We start from the raw sequence: 18,893 nt of genomic DNA, 5'->3' as shown, positions 1-18,893 counted from the left end.
GAAAGGGCTAAATCGGTAGGGGTCGAACATGTTCGACCCGATGTAACCCATTGATTATGCAAATGGGCGCAGCATGCAGCGCCCCTACCATTGAACAACAGAGCTCTTGACCAACGGCCTCAAGGCCACCTATAGGTGGCCTTATTTTTTGGCGGGATTAAGAGTTGGTCAGATCGATAACCATACGGCCACGGATGGTGCCTGACTTCATCTCTTCAAAGATGGCGTTGATGTCACCCAACGGCCTTTTGGTGACTTTCGGCGTCACTTTACCTTCGGCAGCAAACTGGAAGGCTTCTTTCAGATCTTCTCGCGTGCCGACCAGTGACCCCACCACCTGAATGCCGTCCAGCACCAGACGTGGAATGCTCAGATCCATACTTTCTGGCGGCAGACCCACGGCCACCACCTTGCCCCCGGCGCGTACCGCATTCACCGCAGAGTTAAAGGCCGAGCGTGCTACCGCGGTAACCACCGCAGCATGAGCGCCGCCGACGTTCTGCTGAATAATTTCTTCGGCATTTTCCGTTTTGGAATTGATCACCAGATCCGCACCAATCTCTTTGGCAAAGTCCAACTGGCCCTGATTGACGTCAATGGCAATCACTTTGGCATTGAATACGTTCTTGGCATACTGCAGCGCCAGGTTGCCCAAGCCACCCAGACCATAAATCGCGATCCACTGCCCCGGCTTGATATCAGAGATTTTCACCGCTTTATAGGTGGTCACCCCGGCGCAGGTGATGCTGCTGGCAGCAAAAGGATCCAGGCCATCAGGCACCTTCACCGCATAGTCCGCCACCACGATGCATTCTTCCGCCATGCCGCCATCAACGCTGAAACCGGCATTTTTGACCGAGCGACACAGGGTTTCATTACCGTTGACGCAATACTCACAATGGCCACAACCCTGATAGAACCAGGCGACGCTGGTGCGGTCGCCCACTTTTAATGAGGTCACGCCCTCGCCGATAGCGGTGACCACGCCTACGCCTTCATGACCCAGGGTGATGCCGGGAACCTCGCCAAAATCGCCATTCTTGACGTGAAGATCGGTATGACAAACCCCGCAACACTCCATCTTGAGCGCCGCTTCGCCATATTTCAGTGGGCGAAGCGGCTTTTCCTGGATATCTACACTGTGGTTTTTGGTGACTACGGCAGCTTTCATCGGATATTTCCCTCAGGTGAATTGAAGTACAGTTGTTAATGTAGTTACTGTCTTCCCTGAGGGCAAGGCGAGTGATGCCTTGTTTAAAAACAGAGGGTTAAATATCACTCCGGCGAGAGGGATAAATAAGGTTCTTAAGCAAGAATAATGATTAACGCTTGGTTTTGATGATCTTTGTCGCTTTGGCGGGGTTGCCGGCAACAAATTCCAGGGTGGGCGAGTAGTAAAAAGGCAGCCAGGCGTGAAAGTTGCTCTCCCATTCCCACTTGACCGGGCAAGGCCACAGAATATCTTCATGCAGGATGTAATAGACCCATCGCCCGTGCGGACGGCGGGGTTTGGCTGTGCTCATAGACCCTGACTTCTTTGGCACAGGCAGCCGTTCTTCCATTTGAAATTCTCTTTATCATCAGGGGCTACGGAGTGGCAAAGGTCAAATTTAACATGGACGGCGGTCGGCAAGCCATCTTTCGCGTAAGGACATGGGACCGCTACGACATACAACTGTCATTAATTATTCATACCAGATAAATACGCGCCAGCTAGGGTGGGCAGAACACGCCACTTCAAGAAGCGCCATGAGCTATTTATCACTCAGTAACATCAAGAAAACCTGGGGCGACAAAACCGCACTGGATGACATCAGTTTTGAGGTACAGGAAGGTGACTTTGTGGCCCTGCTGGGCCCCTCCGGCTGCGGCAAGTCCACCCTGCTACGGACCCTGGCCGGACTGGAGTCCGCCGACAGCGGCACGATTGAGATCCAGCAACGCGACGTCACCGCCCTGCCACCATCGCAACGTAAATTGTCGATGGTTTTCCAGTCTTATGCGTTGTTCCCCCACCTCAGCGTGCGCGAAAACCTGCTGTTTGGCCTGCGGGCCCGCGGTGAAGACAAACAGCACTTTGCCGCCCGTCTGGCCGACATCAGTAAGCTGATGGAGCTGGAGCCGTTGCTGGATCGTCTGCCGGCACAGCTTTCCGGTGGGCAGCAACAGCGAGTCGCGCTGGGTCGTGCGGTGATAGCCCAGAACAAACTGTGTCTGATGGATGAACCCTTATCCAATCTGGACGCCAAACTGCGCCAGAGCATGCGCCGGGAAATCCGTGCGCTCCAGCGTAAGCTGGGGTTGACCATGCTGTATGTCACCCACGATCAAACCGAAGCCATGAGCATGGCGGACAAAATCATTCTGCTGAACGATGGCCGTATTGAGCAGCACGATACCCCTGACAACTTATATAACAACCCGGCCAGTATTTTTGCCGCGCAGTTCATTGGTGCACCACCGATGAACATCATTCCACTAACGAGCAAAAGCAGTGGCCACCACATGGGTAACGCCCCGCTGCCGGTTGTTTTTGGTGGCCAAGACATGACGCTAAGTCTGGGGATCCGTGCCGAAGAGATTAGCCTGTGCGCACCGGGCAGCGGCAAGCTCACCTGTCAGGTACTCAGTTATGAATATATGGGGGCCGATACCCTCGCCGTTTGCCATTTGCCTGCGGTCCAGGGGCAAATCACGGTAAAAACCCCCGGCATGCAGCACTTTACCGAAGGCAGCCTGGTTGGCCTGCAATGGGCCGAGCAAGCGCAATACCTGTTCTCCGCCAGTGGTGAGCGTTGCCACACCATGGAGCAGGCCTTTCAGCCAGTGACTCATCAATACGCAGTTCAATAATCAAAAACATCATTTTATTCCAGGGGAAAACCATGTCCGTCTCGATCCGTTTATCCAGATTAAGCGCTGTCGCCCTGTTGCTGGCCGGCGTTACTGTTTCTGCCCAGGCGGCGGATGCCGTGAAGCTGCAAATGTACTATCCGATCGCCGTCGGCGGCAAAATCAGCCACACCGTTGAAGGCCTGGTGGCGAACTTTGAAAAACTGCACCCGGATATCAGTATTCAGCCGGTCTATACCGGTGACTACGCCACCACGGTGACCAAGGCATTAACCGCCTTCCGTGGCGGCAATGCACCGCAAATTGCCGTAATTGGCGATATCGAAGCCTATTCGCTGATCGACGCCGGGGCCATCTTACCGGTCAGTGACCTGGCTAACGACCAGGCCGGCAAAGCCTGGATCGACGGCTTCTACCCGGCGTTTATTCGCAAAATCCAGGGCAAGGTGTGGGGCATTCCGTTCCAGCGCTCTACCGTGGTGCTGTACTGGAACAAACAGGCGTTCCAGCAAGCCGGGTTGAATGGCGATACCCCACCGGCCAACTGGCAGCAGGTGGTCGATTTCGGTCAGAAACTGGTGATCCGCGACGGTAACGCCGTTAAACAATGGGGGATCGAGATCCCTTCCACCCCGATTGGTTATTGGACTTTCCAGGGGATTGCCGCCACCAATGGCAGCCACCTGGATAACGGCAAGGGCACCGCGGTAACTTTCAATACCCCGGCCAACGTTGAAGCATTAACCTGGCTGACCGATTTGGCGCAGAAATATCAGGTTTCGCCAAAAGGCGCCATTACCTGGAGCACCACGCCGCAGGACTTTATCGACGGCAAAACCGCGATGATGGTCACCACCACCGGTAACCTGACCACGGTGCGTGAAAACGCCAAATTCCCGTTTGGCGTCGCCATGCTGCCGGAGAAAACCCAGCGAGGCAGCCCAACCGGCGGCGGTAACCTGTACCTGTTTAACGGCACCAGCCCGGCTCAGCAACAAGCCGCCGTCACCTTTATGCGTTGGCTCTCGGCGCCGGAACAGGCCGCCCGCTGGAGCATTGCCACTGGCTATGTGGCGACTTCACCGGCCGCCTGGGAAACCGCAACCATGAAGGAATATGCCGCAAAAGTGCCGCAGGCGACCGTGGCGCGTGAACAGCTGAAATATTCGCAGCCGGAGCTTTCCACCTATAACAGCGTGCAAATTCAGGAGTTGCTCAACCGTGCGGTGGAAGCCGCCGTGACGCAAGGCAAAACCCCTGCACAGGCGCTGGAAAGCGCGCAAAAACAGGCCGACCGCCTGTTGCAACGTTACCAATAACCGGAGCCGGCATGACCTCATCGTACTCAGCCTTGCCCGCCGCCCGCCATAAGCGCTTTTCTTTGCAGCTTTATGGCTATTTATTGGTCCTGCCGGCGTTGGTTTTTCTGATCACCTTTACCCACTATCCGGCTTTGGCCACGGTGTGGGAAAGCCTGTTCAGCGCGGCGCACAATAACCGACCGGCCCAGTTCGTCGGGCTGGAAAATTACCGCGCCTTGCTGGATGACGAGACTTTCATTCTGGCGCTGCGCAATAACCTGCTGTATGCGGCGATCACCATTCCTCTGGCGGTAGGGTTGGCCCTGCTGATGGCGCTGGCGGTTAACCGACGTCTGCGCGGCACGGCGTTTGCTCGTGCCGCGTTCTTTATTCCTTCACTGCTGCCGATGGTGGCGATCGCCAATCTGTGGCTGTTCTTCTATACCCCACAGGTGGGGTTGCTGAATCAGCTGTTGGCGCTGTTTTCACTGCCGGCGGTCAACTGGTTGGGAGATCCGCAGTCTGCGCTGTACTGCCTGATGGCGGTATCGGTATGGCGGGAAGCCGGTTTCTTTATGATTTTTTATCTGGCGGCGTTACAGCAGATTGACCCCAAGCTGGCCGAGGCCGCCGAGATCGAAGGGGCCTCACGCGGCTATTTCTTCCGCCGCATCCAGTGGCCACTGCTGATGCCGACCACGTTGTTTATTCTGATCAACGCCTCGATGAATGCTTTCCGCATTGTCGATCAGGTGATCGCCATGACCAATGGCGGGCCGGACAACAGTACCAGCCTGCTGCTGTTCTACATCTACCGCACGGCCTTCAGCTATTGGGATCTGCCCTATGCCTCGGCGATGACCGTGGTGCTGCTGATCATTTTGGCCAGCATCGCGTTAATTAAATTCAATCTGCTGGATAAGCGAGCCCACTACCAATGAGTCTTTCCATCACCGCCGTACCGTCGCGCAGCCTTTCGCTGCGTCGATTATGTTGGTGCCTGCTTACCTGGGGTGCCGCGTTGTTGTGGGTTTTCCCTATACTGGTCGCCGCCTGGGTGGCGATCCACCCTGCGGCCGATCAGGGCGGTTTTTCACTTTTTGCTCCCCTGACCGCCCAGAACTTTATCAACGCCTGGCATGCCGCGCCTTTTGGCCGTTATTTCCTCAATACTATCCTGTTGGTACTGCTGATTGTGTTCTGTCAGTTAATCCTGGCCACCATGGCGGCCTATGCCCTGGTGCGGTTCCGGCTTAAGGGCGCGGGCATCCTGTTTGCACTGGTGTTGTTGCAGTTGATGATCAGCCCTGATGTGCTGATTTTGAACAACTACCAGACCATTGGTGCGCTGGGCCTGCGCGATACGCTGCTGGGCATCGCCCTGCCTTACTTTGCTTCGGCGTTCGCCATTTTCCTGCTGCGGCAAACCTTCAAAAGCATCCCGTTAGTGCTGGAAGAGGCGGCGATCGTCGAAGGGGCCAGCCGGTTTTACATCCTGCGGCGCATCTATATCCCGCTGGCGAAGCCGGTGTATGTCGCTTTTGCCCTGGTCTCGATCAGTTTCCACTGGAATGATTTTCTTTGGCCACTGGTGATTACCGACTCGGTTAACGTGCGGCCACTGACCGTCGGGCTACAGCTATTTTCAGCCCCGGAACAAGGCGTGCAATGGGCGCTGATTGGCGCAGCGACGCTGATGACCTCCCTGCCTTTACTTGTGCTGTTCCTGGTGTTTCAGCGCCAGTTCGTTCAATCCTTTATGCGCGCCGGCATTCGCTAGCGCTAAGCAGGTAATCTATGAGCTCACACCTCACCGCCGCACAGTCTCTGGCCCTGGGCCAGGTCAGTTCGTTTTATCAGCCGCCCCAGTTTTCCGGCCAGCCGACGCCCTCGGGCTCCGTTCGTTTCGGGTTAATCGCCGATCCACAATATGCCGACGCCGATCCCAATCTGGAATACAACCGCTACTACCGTAACAGCCTGCGTAAACTAAGCCAGGCCATTACCGAGCTGAATGACCTGCCGCTGGCCTTTGTCGCCACGCTCGGGGATTTGGTTGACGATCACTGGAGCAGTTACGCCGAGTTATTGCCGGTGTACGGACAGTTACGTCATACCCATGCGGTGGTGTTGGGCAACCATGATGCCGACGTGATTTCCCGCCATTTGGCGGCGCAGTCTCCGGCGCTGGCGTTGCCGAAACACTATTACCAGTTCAGCCTGAACGGCTATCGTTTTATCGTGATCGACGGTAACGACATCAGCCTGTACTGCAACCCGGCCAACGGCGAAGAGCACGCACAGGCACAGCATCTGCTGGCCCGCATCCGTGCCGAGCATCAACCGCAGGCGCAAAGCTGGAACGGTGCCGTCGGCGATGAACAGCTGCGCTGGCTGGCGTGCAGTCTGGCGGATGCACAAAGCAAAGGCGAAACCATTGTGGTGTTCGGCCACTACCCGCTGGCACCGGAGAATGAACATAACCTGTGGAATTGCGATGCCCTGGTGGCCCTGTTATGCCGTTATCAGGTACGCGCCTACTTTGCCGGTCATTACCATTTGGGCGACTATCTGCGGGTGGAGCATACCGACTTTATCACCCTGAAGGGCATGGTCGATGGCGACGACCTGCTGCCGTTCGCCGTGGTTGAGCTGGCTGGGGATACACTTTCTGTTACCGGCTATGGCCCCGAAATTAGCCGAACGCTGGTGCGATAGCTACGACGCCAGCCCACCACCGCCCGCGTAAGGGGTTTTACCGGCAATCTTCATCACCTCGGCCCCCAGGGTGACAAAAGGTGCCTGGCGGCAGGCATAAATCAGTCCATCGGCACGGGCCCGCACCGCTTTTACCGTATCGGTGATCGGGTCGATGATTTCAGCGACCGCTTCATCGGCCTCTACCCATTCCCCCGGCTGGCGCAGCAGCAACAGAATGCCGCTGGCGGAGGCAGTGACGATCTCCCCGGCGGCGAACGGCAACATGGCCACTTCTAGCGGCGGTACCCCAAGTGGCTCACCGGCAACGGCACCACGGTGCTGTAAGTATCGATAGAGGCGTTCAGCGTCAGCGCTGGCCAGCTCATGGCTGATGTCCCGCTGCCCACGTAACTCCAGCGTGACCGCCATACAGCCTGGTAACATCCCATCAAGCGCCGGATGCTGTGCCACCAGCCGGTGCCAAGGCAGGCAGCAGGCCTCATCAAAGGAGCCACCGCCGCTGTCTTGCGAAAGCAGCACCGCGCCAATACCCATAAAGCAAGCCAGGACCTCGGCCTGTTCACACCAGGCAGGATCGGCGTACATATGCAAAATTGCGCGATCGTCGCAGTGCAGATCCAGAACCACATCCGCATCACAGGCCAATAGCAGCAATTGTCGGCGCAGCGCCGTGACCTCAGTAGTGTCTGGCGCGGCCTGTAAAGCACTGCGCATCGCGGCACGCACCTGCTGATGTGCAGGTTCCGTGCTACTGAAATCCTGTTGCTGTAACAACTGTGCCAGGTCAGGAAAGTCACGATTGAAGTTGCGACCGCTGACCAGATCAAAGCGCCCTACGCCGCCATTGAGAACCACCTGCGCCAGCCCTGGCGGATTGGCTACCGGGACAAGAATTATTTCACTTTGCAGTTCACCTCGCCGTTCCGCCTGGCTAAGTAATCTTTTAAGATAATGCAGCACCAGCATACCGGGCAGTTCGTCGGCATGCAGACCGGCCTGCAGGTAAATTTTTTCGCCTTTACCCGGCTGGCCGAAATGAAAACTGGTGAATTGGCGCTGCCCACCCAGGGCATGTTCAGGTAACTTATGATGTTTACTTTTCATTGGACGCCCTATCTGTGGAAAAGAAAGCCCGGCTTGATCGCATCGACAAAAAAATCCTTGAAATACTGTGCCGGGATGGCCGCATTTCCTATCAGAAGCTGTCCGAGCAGGTCAATCTGACCGCTCGTCCTTGCCTGGAACGAGTTCGCGGACTGGAACGCGACGGTATTATTCGTGGCTACAGCGCCATTATCGAACTGCCGGAGCCCGAACATGCGTTTGTGATCCAGGCGCAGATCGCGCTGGCCGACCATGGCCATTCTCAACCGGCGTTCGAGCAGGAAATGCGTAACACCCCGGAAGTGCTGGACTGCTGGCTGGTCAGCGGCAACTTCGATTTTCTGGTGCGTATTGGCTGCCGCAGCATGGAAAACTACCGGCTGCTGGCCGATACCTGGCTGACCAGCAAAAAGTTCCGGGTGGATAAAATCGTCACCCTGACCGAGCTACAGTCGATCAAACGCTCCTGAAGGCGCTCAGTCACGGCGGATAAACGCCAACCAGCGCCGCTCCGCGCGTGAAAACAGGAAAATCAGCAGGAAGGTGCACAGCAGGTACAGTGCCGCCGCCATCAGGAACGGAATAAAGGGTGAATAGGTGGCGGCATAAAAGGCGCGGGCCACGCCGGTTATATCCAGCAGCGTGACGGTACTGGCCAACGAAGTGGCATGCAGCAGGAATACCATCTCGTTATTCAGCGCAGGAATGCCACGCCGCAGCGTTGCCGGCAGCACCAGCCGACGGATGATCTGCCACTGGCTCATGCCATAGGCCTCACCGGCAATCCACTCCTGACGCGGGAAGGTTTCCATCATGCCGGCCAACAGTTGGGCGACGTAGGCGCTGGTATTGAGCACCAATGCCAGCGTGGCGCAGAATGTGGCGTCACGAAACAGCAGCCAGAAAGGCTGATCGTTCTGCCAGCCCAGTTGCACCACGTCAAACTGTGACAGGCCGTAGTAAATCAGCATCAACTGCAAATAGAGCGGCGTACTGCGGAAAAAATAGGTCACACTGCGGATCACCCACGACACCGGGCGCGGGCCATAAACCTGGCCAATTGCCATCAGCGCCGCCAACAGTAACCCCGGGACCACCGACAGCAAGAACAGTTTGGCGGTCATCGCCAGTCCGGTCACGTCAGAACCGTCGCTCCACAGAAAACTCGGTGCGGCTTCCAGGATGTTTTGCAGGTTCATCAGCGTGCTCCGGCAGAGTGTGAGGAAGCCAGCGCATAACGCCGTGCCAGCCGACTAAAGCCCCAACTGGAAACGGCGGTAATCACCATGTAAATCAGCGCCACCAGGAAGTAGAACAAGAAGGGTTTTTGCGTTGCCCGCCCCGCCTGTTCCGCCAGCCACACCATGTCCTCGAGCCCGAGGATCGACACCAGCGCCGAGGCTTTCATCAGCCCCAGCCAATTGTTGTTGATGCCGGGGATAGCAAAACTCAGCATTTGCGGCAGCAATACGCGGCGAAACACCTGGCCCGGACGCATGCCATAGGCCATCGCCGCCTCGAGTTGACCGCGCTCTACGGTGAGAAACGCACCGCGGAAGGTTTCGGTATAGTAAGCGCCAAACACAAAGCCAATCGCCAGCACGCCGGAGATAAAGGTATTGAAGCGCAACGGCCCCAACCCCAGCAGGCCAAGGAAGCCGTTAACCAGCATCTCGCCGCCAAAGAACAGCAGTAGCATGATCACCAGTTCCGGGATCCCGCGTACCAGCGTGGTGTAGCCGGTCGACACCCAGCGCAACCAGCGCGGACCAAACAGTTTGATCAGCGCATTGGTCATGCCGAGCACCAGCGCCACCGCCAGTGAAACCAGCATCACGCACAGCGACAGTAACGCACCATGCGCCAGCAACGGCAAATACTCTATGACCATTCCCGGCCTCCCCTACATGACTGAATCCGGGCCGGTTTAGCCGCCGTAAATATCGAAGCTGAAATATTTTTTCTGGATTGCCTCATAGGTGCCGTCGGCGCGGATCGCCTTGATCGCCCCGTTAAGCGCATCGCGCAGCGCCGGGTTGTCTTTCCCCACGGCGATACCCACGTCGGAGGAAATACTGTTGTCTTCAATCACCGGGCCGGCGAAGGCAAATTTCTGCCCGCGTGGCGTATCGATAAAGCTGCTGGCGGCCTGGGTATTGTCCTGCAAGGAGGCATTAATACGTCCGGACATCAGATCCAGATAGACGTTATCCTGGTTGGCGTAAGAGACAATTTTCACCCCTTTCCCGCCCCAGTGTTGCTTGGCGTAGGCTTCGTGGATCGAGCCGGTCTGCACGCCAACGGTTTTGCCTTTCAGGCTGGCGACGTCAGGCAGTAACGTGCTGCCCTTGCGCGCCACCAACTGGGCCGAACTGCGGTAATAGCGGTCGGTGAAATCCACTTCTTTTTTGCGTTCATCGGTAATGGTCAGCGAGGCGATAATGGCATCGAATTTATGGGCGTTGAGCGCCGCGATCATGCTTTCGAAAGGTTGTTTAACGAACACGCATTTGGCATGCAGTTGGGTACACAACGCATTGGCGATATCGATATCAAAACCGGTGATCTCACCGCTGGGGGCCAGCACGTCAAACGGCGGATAACCACCGTCCACGCCAAAGCTGATGGTGTCGAAGGCCTGAGCCGCCACAGGGCCGCTTAATGCCAGGCTGGTCAGTAAAACCGCTAATGTTTTTTTCATGGCTGAGATCCCCGGTAAAAGTAAGTGTCAGAAACGCAGTGACAGGCAGGTCAGGCCGCCGTCCATTTTTTTAAATTCGCTGGTGTCGAGCTGAACGATCGGCATACCTAATTTTTCGATTTGGGCCAGCGTTTGCGGATAACCCTGCGGCGTGATCAGCGTATCGTTGATCCACAGCGTATTACCGGCGTAGGACTCCGCTTCCGGGATCACGATGCTGTTAAAATCGCTAAAGGCAGCATGGTGCTGGTAGTCTTCCGTCAGCAACAGGGTATTGCGACCCACGTAGTTGACGATAGATTTCAGGTGCAGCCCGGCGCTTACCTCAATGGCAGTGACCCGGTAGCCATAGGGTTCTACCGCCGCGCTAAATTCGCCGATACCGGCCTCATCGGTGCGTGACGTCAGGCCGACAAAAAACTGGCGATCGACCAGCAGCACGTCCCCCCCGTCAAGATGGCCGCGTTGGCTCATGCGCACGACCGGGCGTTCCCCTTCAAACAGCGGTGCAATGGTGGCCACTTCGCCCTGACGGCTGGGCGCACCCGGATGGGTGATCACCGCCAGTTCCGGCATCACAACGGCGGTGTCTTCAACAAAATGTGCATCAGGAAATGCCGGTGCAGCCGGTAACACTGTCACTTTTAGCCCCAGGCGGAGCAAGGTGTCCACATAGGCCAAAAACTGGCGGCCGGTGGTCGCGATATCCGGGGCACCCAGTTGGGCGGTGGTCTGTCCGCTGGCGCAGCTATCAGCAGGGAGTCTGGCAATGGCTTGAGTAAAGTGCATGGGCGATTCTCTCGGTTGAAAAGGACGGTCACTGTTCTTCGATTATCAAACAGATAGCATCACCAATCAGGCTGAATCCGCCCTCTGGCACTCGGTATTTACGCTGTTTATCACCCTCGCCACGACCTATTCCGCTGTGCTCAATGCAAAACCGGCCCGCTCACGACAGAGGGGCATGTGCGCCGGTGATGCGTGGCATCACTTCTTTCATCAGCTCAAGGAATTTACGCAAGCGCGCCGGATAATAACTGGCGTAGGGGTAAAGCAGATAGATGGGCAAAGAGGCGGCTCGCCAATCCGGCATCAACGGCGTCAGCCGCCCCTGTTCCAGATCCTGTTTGACCACCCAGGATGACAGCATCGCCACCCCCACGCCGTTCAACGCCGCTTTGCGTATTGCATAGAGACTGTCGGTGCTCAACCGGGGTGCGATATCAAAACGGCAGGTTTCGCCGCTGACATTATGGGTCAAGCTGACCTCATTGCGATAAAAACTGTTTAGCGCCAGCCAGGGCAACTGTGCCAAATCCCCGATCTGCCCCAGTGGCGCATGCGCCGCCAACAGCTCCGGGGCGGCCACCACTATCCGCGGTACCTCCGCCAGCAGCACAGCGACCACGGAAGGATCGGTCACCGCACCGACGTGGATCGCACAGTCCACGCCTTCAGGTATAAAATCGGGCGAGTGATCGTTGAGCGTCCACTCCACGCTGGTTTGGCTATAGCGTTGCAGATAATCGCCCAGTGGCCCAATCAACTGGTCCTGACCAAAGGCATGCGGCGCCCTTACCCGCAAGACACCGACCGGCTCATCGCGCGCGCCTCGCAGTTCATCCTCCATGATTTGCCATTGCTCAATCAGCTTACGGGCATGTTGATAACAACGTTCGCCATCGTCGGTCAGCTTCATGCTGTGAGTGGTGCGCTGGATTAATTTAACGCCCAGCAGTTGTTCCAGCACCTGCAAACGCCGGCTGACGGTGGGCTGTGAAGTCTGCATTTGTGCCGCCGCCGCCGAGAGGCTGCCGCTGTCGACGATACGCACCAGGGTTTGCAGCATGGCTATGCGGTCGCCATTAGGGAATAGGTTCTTATTCATACCTATTACGTATAACAGTTTTACCCGCGCGGGGGCTACAGTTTGTGGCGAATACTGGCAAAAATAGCCGCACTTAACCTTGACTGGAATAACCACCATGAGCCAGATTTCCCCCGTCACTAACACCACCGCGCCTGTCAGTGCGCTTTCCGCCAAAGTTGTCTTTCTGCTGGCTACCGGCGCCGGTGTGAGCGTCGCATCCATTTACTACAGTCAGCCGATGCTCGGCATTATGGGTAATGCATTCCACGCCGGAGTGAGTGACACCGGCATGGTGCCTACGCTGACTCAGGTCGGTTACGCACTGGGGATCCTGCTGCTGGCCCCGCTGGGCGATCGCCACGATCGTCGCCAGATCATCCGCATTAAAGGCGTGCTGCTGACGCTCACCCTGCTGCTTTGCGGTTTTTCTTCGTCATTTCCGTTGCTGTTGCTCAGTAGCCTGGCGATCGGTCTGGCCGCTACCGTGGCGCAGGACATTATCCCGGCGGCTGCCACACTGGCGTCTGACGCCAACCGGGGCAAAACGGTGGGTACGGTGATGACCGGGCTGCTGGCCGGCATTTTGCTGTCGCGGGTTTTCAGCGGCGTAGTGGCGGAGTATTTCGGCTGGCGCAGCGTTTACCTGTTGGCGGCACTGGGTGTGCTGGCGATCACCCTGGCGATCGGGGCGGTATTGCCACGCTTTAAGCCCAATACCACGCTGAGCTACCCGGCATTGCTGCGGTCTTTAGGCAAATTGTGGACGGACTACCCGGAGCTGCGGCGCGCGGCGATGGCGCAAGGCTTGCTGTCGGTGGCGTTCAGTGCTTTCTGGTCGACACTGGCGGTGATGCTGGCAGAACACTATCAACTGGGCAGCGCCGTCGCCGGGGCTTTTGGTCTGGCAGGCGCAGCCGGTGCCCTGGCTGCGCCATTAGCGGGGATGTTGGCCGATCGTCACGGGCCGGACTACGTCACAAAAATCGGTGCTGCCATGGTGGTGGTTTCATTCGCCCTGATGTTTCTGCTGCCGTTGCTGTCGGTACCGGCGCAACTGGCGTTGATTGCCCTGAGCGCAGTAGGTTTTGATCTCGGTATTCAGGCTACGCTGGTGGCGCACCAGACCATTATTTACGCCATCAACCCGGCGGCCCGCAGCCGCCTCAACGCCATCATGTTTACGCTGGTGTTTGTCGGTATGGCCAGCGGCGCGGCACTGGGCAGCAAGATCCTCGAAAGTGCCGGTTGGCCGGGCGTGGTGGCACTGGCTACCCTGGCGGCTGCGGGCGGACTGGCACTGAGAATGTTGGCCAAACCCGGTACCCGCGCCGCAGCCTGAGCCACTGGGTCTTATTTCGGATTAGCCGCCATAAACTGGGCCAGATTATCCTGAGTGATGATTTTATAAGGCACCCAGTGATACGGCTCGGTTTTTTGTTTTTCCAGCAGCGCCTGGGTCACCTGCACCGCGCCGGTGGCCTGACCTTTGGCGTCCTGGAAGATGGTCAGGGTCATACTGCCGTTTTTGATAAACTGCTGACCGTCCGGTGTACCGTCAATACCCGCCACCAGAATGGTTTTATTTTTGGCCTGGTTCAGCGCCATGATGGCACCGATTGCCATTTCATCATTGTTGGCAGCAATAGCGTCAATCGGGCGGCCATTCAGCAGCCAGCCGGACACCACGTCCACCGCTTCATTACGCTGCCATTTGGCGGTCTGCTTCTCAAGTACTTTCATGTCTTTGTACTTGGCGATCACCGCCTCCACTGCACGGGTGCGCTCACGCGCTTCTTCATTGGACAGCGCCCCCATCAGGATTGCCACGTTGCCGCGATAGTTCATTTTTTTCGCCAGCGCTTCCATTTGCATCTCACCGCCCGCCGCCGAGTCGGAGCCAACATAGGCCATGGCCTTGCCCAGTTTCACCTCGGGTTTACGGTTGACGAAAATCAGTGGAATGTTGGCGCGTTCGGCGGCATCCATCATCGGTTTCACCCCCTGGGTATCGACCGGGTTGAGGATAATGGCGTCCACCCCCAGGTTGATAAAGTCATCTACCTGCTGCACCTGAAGCGCCACGTCCCCCTTGGCATCGACAAACTGACCGTCCATGTTCAGCAGTTTCAACTCACTGACCATCTGCGAGCGCAGAATAGAAACAAAGTTAAGATCGAAATTGGCCAGTGCCACGCCGACCTTATAGGTTTTCGCCTGGACGCTGAAGGCCATAACCAGGCTCAGCAGAAGCAACAGCAACGTTTTTGTTTTCATGATGACATCCTGTAGGTTGAGGTTTATTTATTATTAAAATCAATGCATCACTGCTTATTCCGGGTAACAGGCCAGTACCCGGCTGGCTTAGGATTAGAGGGTGAAATGGTCGCGGAACTGTTGCAGCGCCTCGGTGCTGTCACCGGCTGCCCAACCCTCCATCGCCACCACGCCCTGATAGCCTATTTCGTCCAACGCGCGGGCGATGGCGCGGTAGTTTATTTCGCCGGTACCGGGTTGTTTTCGCCCCGGCACATCAGCCACCTGGATTTCACCGATCGCCGGACCGCAGCGGCGGATCAGCTCGATCAGGTTACCCTCGCCAATTTGCGCATGATAAAGATCGAGATTCATCTTCAACCCCGGGCGGTTAACTGCCTCCACCAGAGCCAGCGTGTCGCCGGCTTTGGCAAAGGGCGTACCCGGATGATCCAGCGGCAGGTTGAGGTTTTCCAGCGTGAAGACTTTGTCCGCCTCCTCGCCCATCTGCGCCAACCGGGTCAGCGTCTCAGCCGCCTTCAACCACATGGCACCCGTCACCACCTGCACCGGCTTCACCGGCAGCCCTTGCGGGTCCAGGCCGGTGCCGTGCAGGTTCAGACTCGGGCAGTTTAAGCGCTGCGCCACGACCAGCGATTGCCTGGCGCTGTGCAACAGTTGGGCGATGTCCTCTTCGTCGGTCAGATTGCCGCTGAGATAGCCGGTCATCGAGGTAAAGCGCGCTCCGGTCGCCACCAAAGCATCAAGGTCTTTATTGGCCCAGTTCCAGATTTCAACGCCAAAACCGAGTGCATCAATACGCGCCACGCGTTCGACAAACGGCAGATCGATAAACACCATTTCGGCGCAAACGGACAGCTGATAATTGGCCATTATTGATCTCCCAGTTTGATCGGTTTGCCCTGCTGCACCGACGCAATACAGGCCAGCGCGATTTCCAGCGCATTGCGTGCATCCTGGCCGGTGGCCCGAGGTTTTTGCCCTTGCTGAATGCACTGGGCGAACTCGGTCAGTTCCGCCACGTAGGCGTCGTGCAGCAAGTCGGTATCCTGTCGCGAGGTCTCAATGGCGATGCCGCCGGCGTGATAGCGCACGCAGTTATTCAAATTGATATTGCCCGCCTGCAGCATGCCCTGGCTGCCAAATACCTCACCACGCACGTCATAACCGTAGACCGCCTGGAAATTGGCTTCGGCGGTGGCGATAGCCCCGTTATCAAAGCGAATAGTGACTACAGCCGTGTCCAGTAGCCCGCGATCCTTGAAATCCGGACGTACCAGTGCATCCGCCAGTGCATACACTTCCACCGGCCGGGCCCCAGGGTTGAAATGCAGCAGCGTGTCAAAATCGTGGATCAGGGTTTCCAGAAAGATGGTCCACGCCGGGATCGGCGCGGGATCGCGTAACTGCGGGTCGCGCGTGACCGAGCGCGACAACTGGGTGGTGCCATTCTCCCCTGACTTGACGGCGGCGATAGCGGCGGCAAACCCGGTGACAAAACGGCGGTTAAAGCCCACCTGCAGGACCACGCCTGCCCGGTTTGCGGCGGTAATGGCGTTATCCGCTTCTTCCAGCGTGACGGCCATCGGCTTTTCACAGAACACGTGCTTACCGGCCTTGGCCGCCGCTATCACCCACTGCGCATGCGTACGCGCCGGAGAAGCGATGACGACGGCATCAATGGCTGGATCATCCAGCATCGCCTGCAAATCGTTATAGGCCTCAACGCCCAGACGTTCCGCCAGCCGCTGCGCCGCCCCCGGTAACGGATCGGCCACCGCGGCCAACACTGCGCCCGGCACTCGCCGCGCCAGCGATTCTGCATGAAAGCTGCCCATGCGGCCGGCACCAATCAGACCAACGCGCAGGATTTTGGGTGAATGACTCATAGTGATTCCTTATGTGGGGTTACGCCCTCGCGGGCAACAGAGTTCATTAGCGGTATTGCAAAGGGGATGCCAGCTTGAAACGCGGGGAAATTGTGAGGCGTTGCACAGATAGGCGTAACAAAGTGACAACTAAATTGACATGTCAATTTCACATGTCAATAAAATGGACATTACATTCCAAAACGGAGTTGCCGATGCACACCGCCGCTGGCCTGATGCCAATCAAAGATGAAAGCGACCCGATCTTCAGCCTGCCGGAAGGGCCGGAGGCCGGTGAATGGGACAGCCTGTTTTGGCAAGGCTGGCAGGCATTCAACGAGGGAGGTCAGCCGGGTTGGATACGCAAATCGATCCTGCAATCCTGGCGGCGCTCGCGGGAGTACGGTATTGACCCCGATGAGTTTGTCTATCACGCACCTCCGGCAGACCAGCTACAGGCCATCCTGTTGCACAATGCCGAGCTGATTACCGTGGCGCGAAGCATCATGGAAAACCTGCTGGCCTACAATCCCGACGGGCATATCAATCTGACCGATGCCAACGGCGTCACCCTTCACTACTGCGGCGCCGACCTGACGCCGGTCGGCAGCATTCTGCGTGAAGAGGTTCAGGGCACCAACTGCACCGCCCGCTGCCTGCTGGAACAGCGCCTGGTATATGTATTAAGCGGCGAGAACTGGAAGTTGGGTTTGCGCCAACGGCATCGCCAGTGTGCCGCCGCACCGGTACGTAACGCCGAGGGCGCGATGATTGGCGTGCTGACGCTCACCGCCACGCCGGATAATTTCAATGCCCATACGCTGGGCACCGTGCAGGCGGCGGCAGAGGCTGTTGGTCAGCAACTAAAGCTGCACCGGCTGCTGGCCGAACAACAGTCGATTCTGGAAACCCTGAATGAAGGCGTCATGGTTTGCGATCGCCAGGGGCGGCTGAAAACCGTTAATCGCTATGCCCGCCAGATTTTTGACGGTCTGGAACCCGGCAACCTCTCTATCGATGAGTTGCTGCGCCCACAATCCGGTTCACTGCTGACCATGCCGTTTTGCAACGACCGTGAAATGGTGTTTATGCCGGCAGGCAAGCCCGCCCTTTCCTGCGTGATTTCCCTGATGCCCGCGCCGGATAACGGCCGGGTGCTATCCCTGCGAGAGAACCAGCGTATCCGCGCCATTACCCGCCGGGTAATGGGGGTCAGCGCCAGCTATACCTTTGAAATGATTTACGGTCACTCCAGCCGCATGCGCGAGGCGATTATGCAAGCGCGCACTTGCAGCCGCAGTGACAGCACGGTGCTGTTGACCGGCGAAAGCGGCACCGGCAAGGAGCTGTTTGCCCAGGCGATCCACAACGGCGGTAGGCGTTGCAATGAACCCTTTGTCGCCGTTAACTGCGGAGCCTTACCGCGCGATTTGGTGCAGAGCGAGCTGTTTGGTTACGTAGACGGTGCCTTTACCGGATCGCGCCGTGGCGGTTCCGCCGGCAAGTTCGAACTGGCGGACGGGGGAACCCTGCTGCTGGATGAGATTGGTGAAATGCCGCTGGAAGCCCAAACCAGCCTGCTGCGCGTGCTGCAGGAAAGCGAAGTGTTGCGGATTGGTGCGGCACAGCCGGTAAAAGTAAATGTGCGCATCATTGCTGCCACCCATTGTGACCTGGTACAGGCAGTGGAGACCGGCGCGTTTCGTCGCGATCTCTATTACCGTCTGAACGTGCTCTCGATCCCGGTTCCGCCGCTGCGTGAACGCCGGGAAGATATCGCCGGACTGGTCAACGGCTTCATTCATAAGCTCAGTACGCGGATGAAAAAAGTCCCGCCGCAGGTTTCACCGCAGGCGATGGCCTGTCTGAACGCCTGGCCCTGGCCGGGAAACGTGCGCGAACTGGAAAACCTGGTGGAACGGATGGTGAACCTGTGTGAAGGATTACTGATCGACGTGGGCGACCTGCCCGAGGATATGCGGCGCAGGCCCCCGGAAGCGGACGCGGCCCCCTCCAGCCGACTGGAAGATAATGAACGCGCTCATATCATTCAGGTGATTGGATCCAATGGTGGCAATTTGAGGCAGGCAGCCCAGATGCTCGGGCTGTCGCGGACCACGCTGTACAACAAAATCAATAAATGGCAGATCGATTTAACGCTTTTTCGCCCCTGAGTGACGCATTGACAGCATCTCGGTGGC

At 57.5% G+C, this 18,893-nt stretch carries 19 protein-coding genes; 8 read left to right on the top strand and 11 right to left on the bottom strand.

The features are described from left to right. Positions 1–157: 157 nt before the first annotated feature. Positions 158–1,171 (bottom strand): alcohol dehydrogenase AdhP, encoded by a 1,014-nt coding sequence (gene adhP / locus NHG65_RS12805; RefSeq protein ID WP_499183428.1) that lies wholly within the window; start codon positions 1,169–1,171, stop codon positions 158–160. A 151-nt stretch (positions 1,172–1,322) separates the two neighbouring features. After that, complete coding sequence (locus tag NHG65_RS12800; RefSeq protein ID WP_099062002.1) at positions 1,323–1,523, bottom strand: hypothetical protein; 201 nt, start codon at positions 1,521–1,523, stop codon at positions 1,323–1,325. Positions 1,524–1,749: 226 nt separating this feature from the next. On the opposite strand from NHG65_RS12800, the gene NHG65_RS12795 reads away from it, so the two are divergent. From NHG65_RS12795 to NHG65_RS12775, 5 genes are read left to right on the top strand one after another with little or no spacing between them, the layout of a single operon-like run. Further along, a complete protein-coding gene (locus NHG65_RS12795) occupies positions 1,750–2,853 on the top strand; it encodes an ABC transporter ATP-binding protein (protein ID WP_499183427.1) in 1,104 nt (367 codons plus the stop codon). A gap of 32 nt (positions 2,854–2,885) precedes the next feature. Continuing rightward, a complete protein-coding gene (locus NHG65_RS12790) occupies positions 2,886–4,172 on the top strand; it encodes an ABC transporter substrate-binding protein (protein WP_499183426.1) in 1,287 nt (428 codons plus the stop codon). An 11-nt stretch (positions 4,173–4,183) separates the two neighbouring features. Continuing rightward, positions 4,184–5,095, top strand: coding sequence for a carbohydrate ABC transporter permease (locus tag NHG65_RS12785; protein WP_099061999.1), 912 nt, complete (start codon positions 4,184–4,186; stop codon positions 5,093–5,095). Beyond that, on the top strand, positions 5,092–5,934 hold the full coding sequence (locus NHG65_RS12780; RefSeq protein WP_499183425.1) for a carbohydrate ABC transporter permease: 843 nt from the start codon (positions 5,092–5,094) through the stop codon (positions 5,932–5,934). Before NHG65_RS12785 ends, NHG65_RS12780 begins: the two co-directional genes overlap by 4 nt. Before the next feature lie 17 nt (positions 5,935–5,951). Further along, positions 5,952–6,872 (top strand): metallophosphoesterase, encoded by a 921-nt coding sequence (locus NHG65_RS12775; RefSeq protein ID WP_219016165.1) that lies wholly within the window; start codon positions 5,952–5,954, stop codon positions 6,870–6,872. On the opposite strand, the gene NHG65_RS12770 is transcribed toward NHG65_RS12775, so the two are convergent. Further along, positions 6,873–7,979 carry a succinylglutamate desuccinylase/aspartoacylase family protein gene (locus NHG65_RS12770; protein ID WP_499183424.1) on the bottom strand — a complete coding sequence of 369 codons (1,107 nt, stop codon included), beginning with the start codon at positions 7,977–7,979 and terminating at the stop codon, positions 6,873–6,875. A gap of 14 nt (positions 7,980–7,993) precedes the next feature. On the opposite strand from NHG65_RS12770, the gene NHG65_RS12765 reads away from it, so the two are divergent. After that, positions 7,994–8,449 carry an Lrp/AsnC family transcriptional regulator gene (locus NHG65_RS12765; protein ID WP_085116755.1) on the top strand — a complete coding sequence of 152 codons (456 nt, stop codon included), beginning with the start codon at positions 7,994–7,996 and terminating at the stop codon, positions 8,447–8,449. A 6-nt stretch (positions 8,450–8,455) separates the two neighbouring features. On the opposite strand, the gene NHG65_RS12760 is transcribed toward NHG65_RS12765, so the two are convergent. From NHG65_RS12760 to NHG65_RS12740, 5 genes are all read right to left on the bottom strand, one after another. Further along, positions 8,456–9,178, bottom strand: coding sequence for an ABC transporter permease (locus NHG65_RS12760; protein WP_085116754.1), 723 nt, complete (start codon positions 9,176–9,178; stop codon positions 8,456–8,458). Further along, positions 9,178–9,870 (bottom strand): ABC transporter permease, encoded by a 693-nt coding sequence (locus NHG65_RS12755; protein ID WP_099061995.1) that lies wholly within the window; start codon positions 9,868–9,870, stop codon positions 9,178–9,180. Before NHG65_RS12755 ends, NHG65_RS12760 begins: the two co-directional genes overlap by 1 nt. A gap of 36 nt (positions 9,871–9,906) precedes the next feature. After that, complete coding sequence (locus NHG65_RS12750; RefSeq protein WP_499183423.1) at positions 9,907–10,680, bottom strand: ABC transporter substrate-binding protein; 774 nt, start codon at positions 10,678–10,680, stop codon at positions 9,907–9,909. Between the two features lie 27 nt (positions 10,681–10,707). After that, positions 10,708–11,469 carry a dimethylarginine dimethylaminohydrolase family protein gene (locus NHG65_RS12745; protein ID WP_413476969.1) on the bottom strand — a complete coding sequence of 254 codons (762 nt, stop codon included), beginning with the start codon at positions 11,467–11,469 and terminating at the stop codon, positions 10,708–10,710. A gap of 160 nt (positions 11,470–11,629) precedes the next feature. After that, complete coding sequence (locus NHG65_RS12740) at positions 11,630–12,568, bottom strand: LysR family transcriptional regulator (RefSeq protein WP_176979284.1); 939 nt, start codon at positions 12,566–12,568, stop codon at positions 11,630–11,632. A gap of 97 nt (positions 12,569–12,665) precedes the next feature. Here NHG65_RS12740 and NHG65_RS12735 point away from each other — a divergent pair, with 97 nt between their 5' ends. Next, on the top strand, positions 12,666–13,889 hold the full coding sequence (locus NHG65_RS12735) for an MFS transporter (protein WP_413476968.1): 1,224 nt from the start codon (positions 12,666–12,668) through the stop codon (positions 13,887–13,889). An 11-nt stretch (positions 13,890–13,900) separates the two neighbouring features. Here the strand turns inward: NHG65_RS12735 and NHG65_RS12730 are convergent, their stop codons facing one another. From NHG65_RS12730 to NHG65_RS12720, 3 genes are all read right to left on the bottom strand, one after another. After that, entirely contained in the window at positions 13,901–14,824 is a 924-nt protein-coding gene (locus NHG65_RS12730; protein WP_283603232.1) for a substrate-binding domain-containing protein, read from the bottom strand. Positions 14,825–14,917: 93 nt separating this feature from the next. Next, complete coding sequence (locus NHG65_RS12725) at positions 14,918–15,697, bottom strand: TIM barrel protein (protein WP_499183422.1); 780 nt, start codon at positions 15,695–15,697, stop codon at positions 14,918–14,920. Next, on the bottom strand, positions 15,697–16,713 hold the full coding sequence (locus tag NHG65_RS12720) for a Gfo/Idh/MocA family oxidoreductase (protein WP_499183421.1): 1,017 nt from the start codon (positions 16,711–16,713) through the stop codon (positions 15,697–15,699). Before NHG65_RS12720 ends, NHG65_RS12725 begins: the two co-directional genes overlap by 1 nt. A 194-nt stretch (positions 16,714–16,907) precedes the next feature. Between NHG65_RS12720 and NHG65_RS12715 the strand changes: the two genes are divergently transcribed. Then, positions 16,908–18,866 (top strand): sigma-54-dependent Fis family transcriptional regulator, encoded by a 1,959-nt coding sequence (locus NHG65_RS12715; protein ID WP_499183420.1) that lies wholly within the window; start codon positions 16,908–16,910, stop codon positions 18,864–18,866. Positions 18,867–18,893: the final 27 nt, after the last annotated feature.

The sequence above is a fragment of the Serratia myotis genome, assembly GCF_027474885.1.
Taxonomy (GTDB): domain Bacteria; phylum Pseudomonadota; class Gammaproteobacteria; order Enterobacterales; family Enterobacteriaceae; genus Serratia; species Serratia proteamaculans.
Note: the sequence above shows the minus strand (reverse complement) of the source record. Positions and strands in the feature narration are given on the sequence as shown.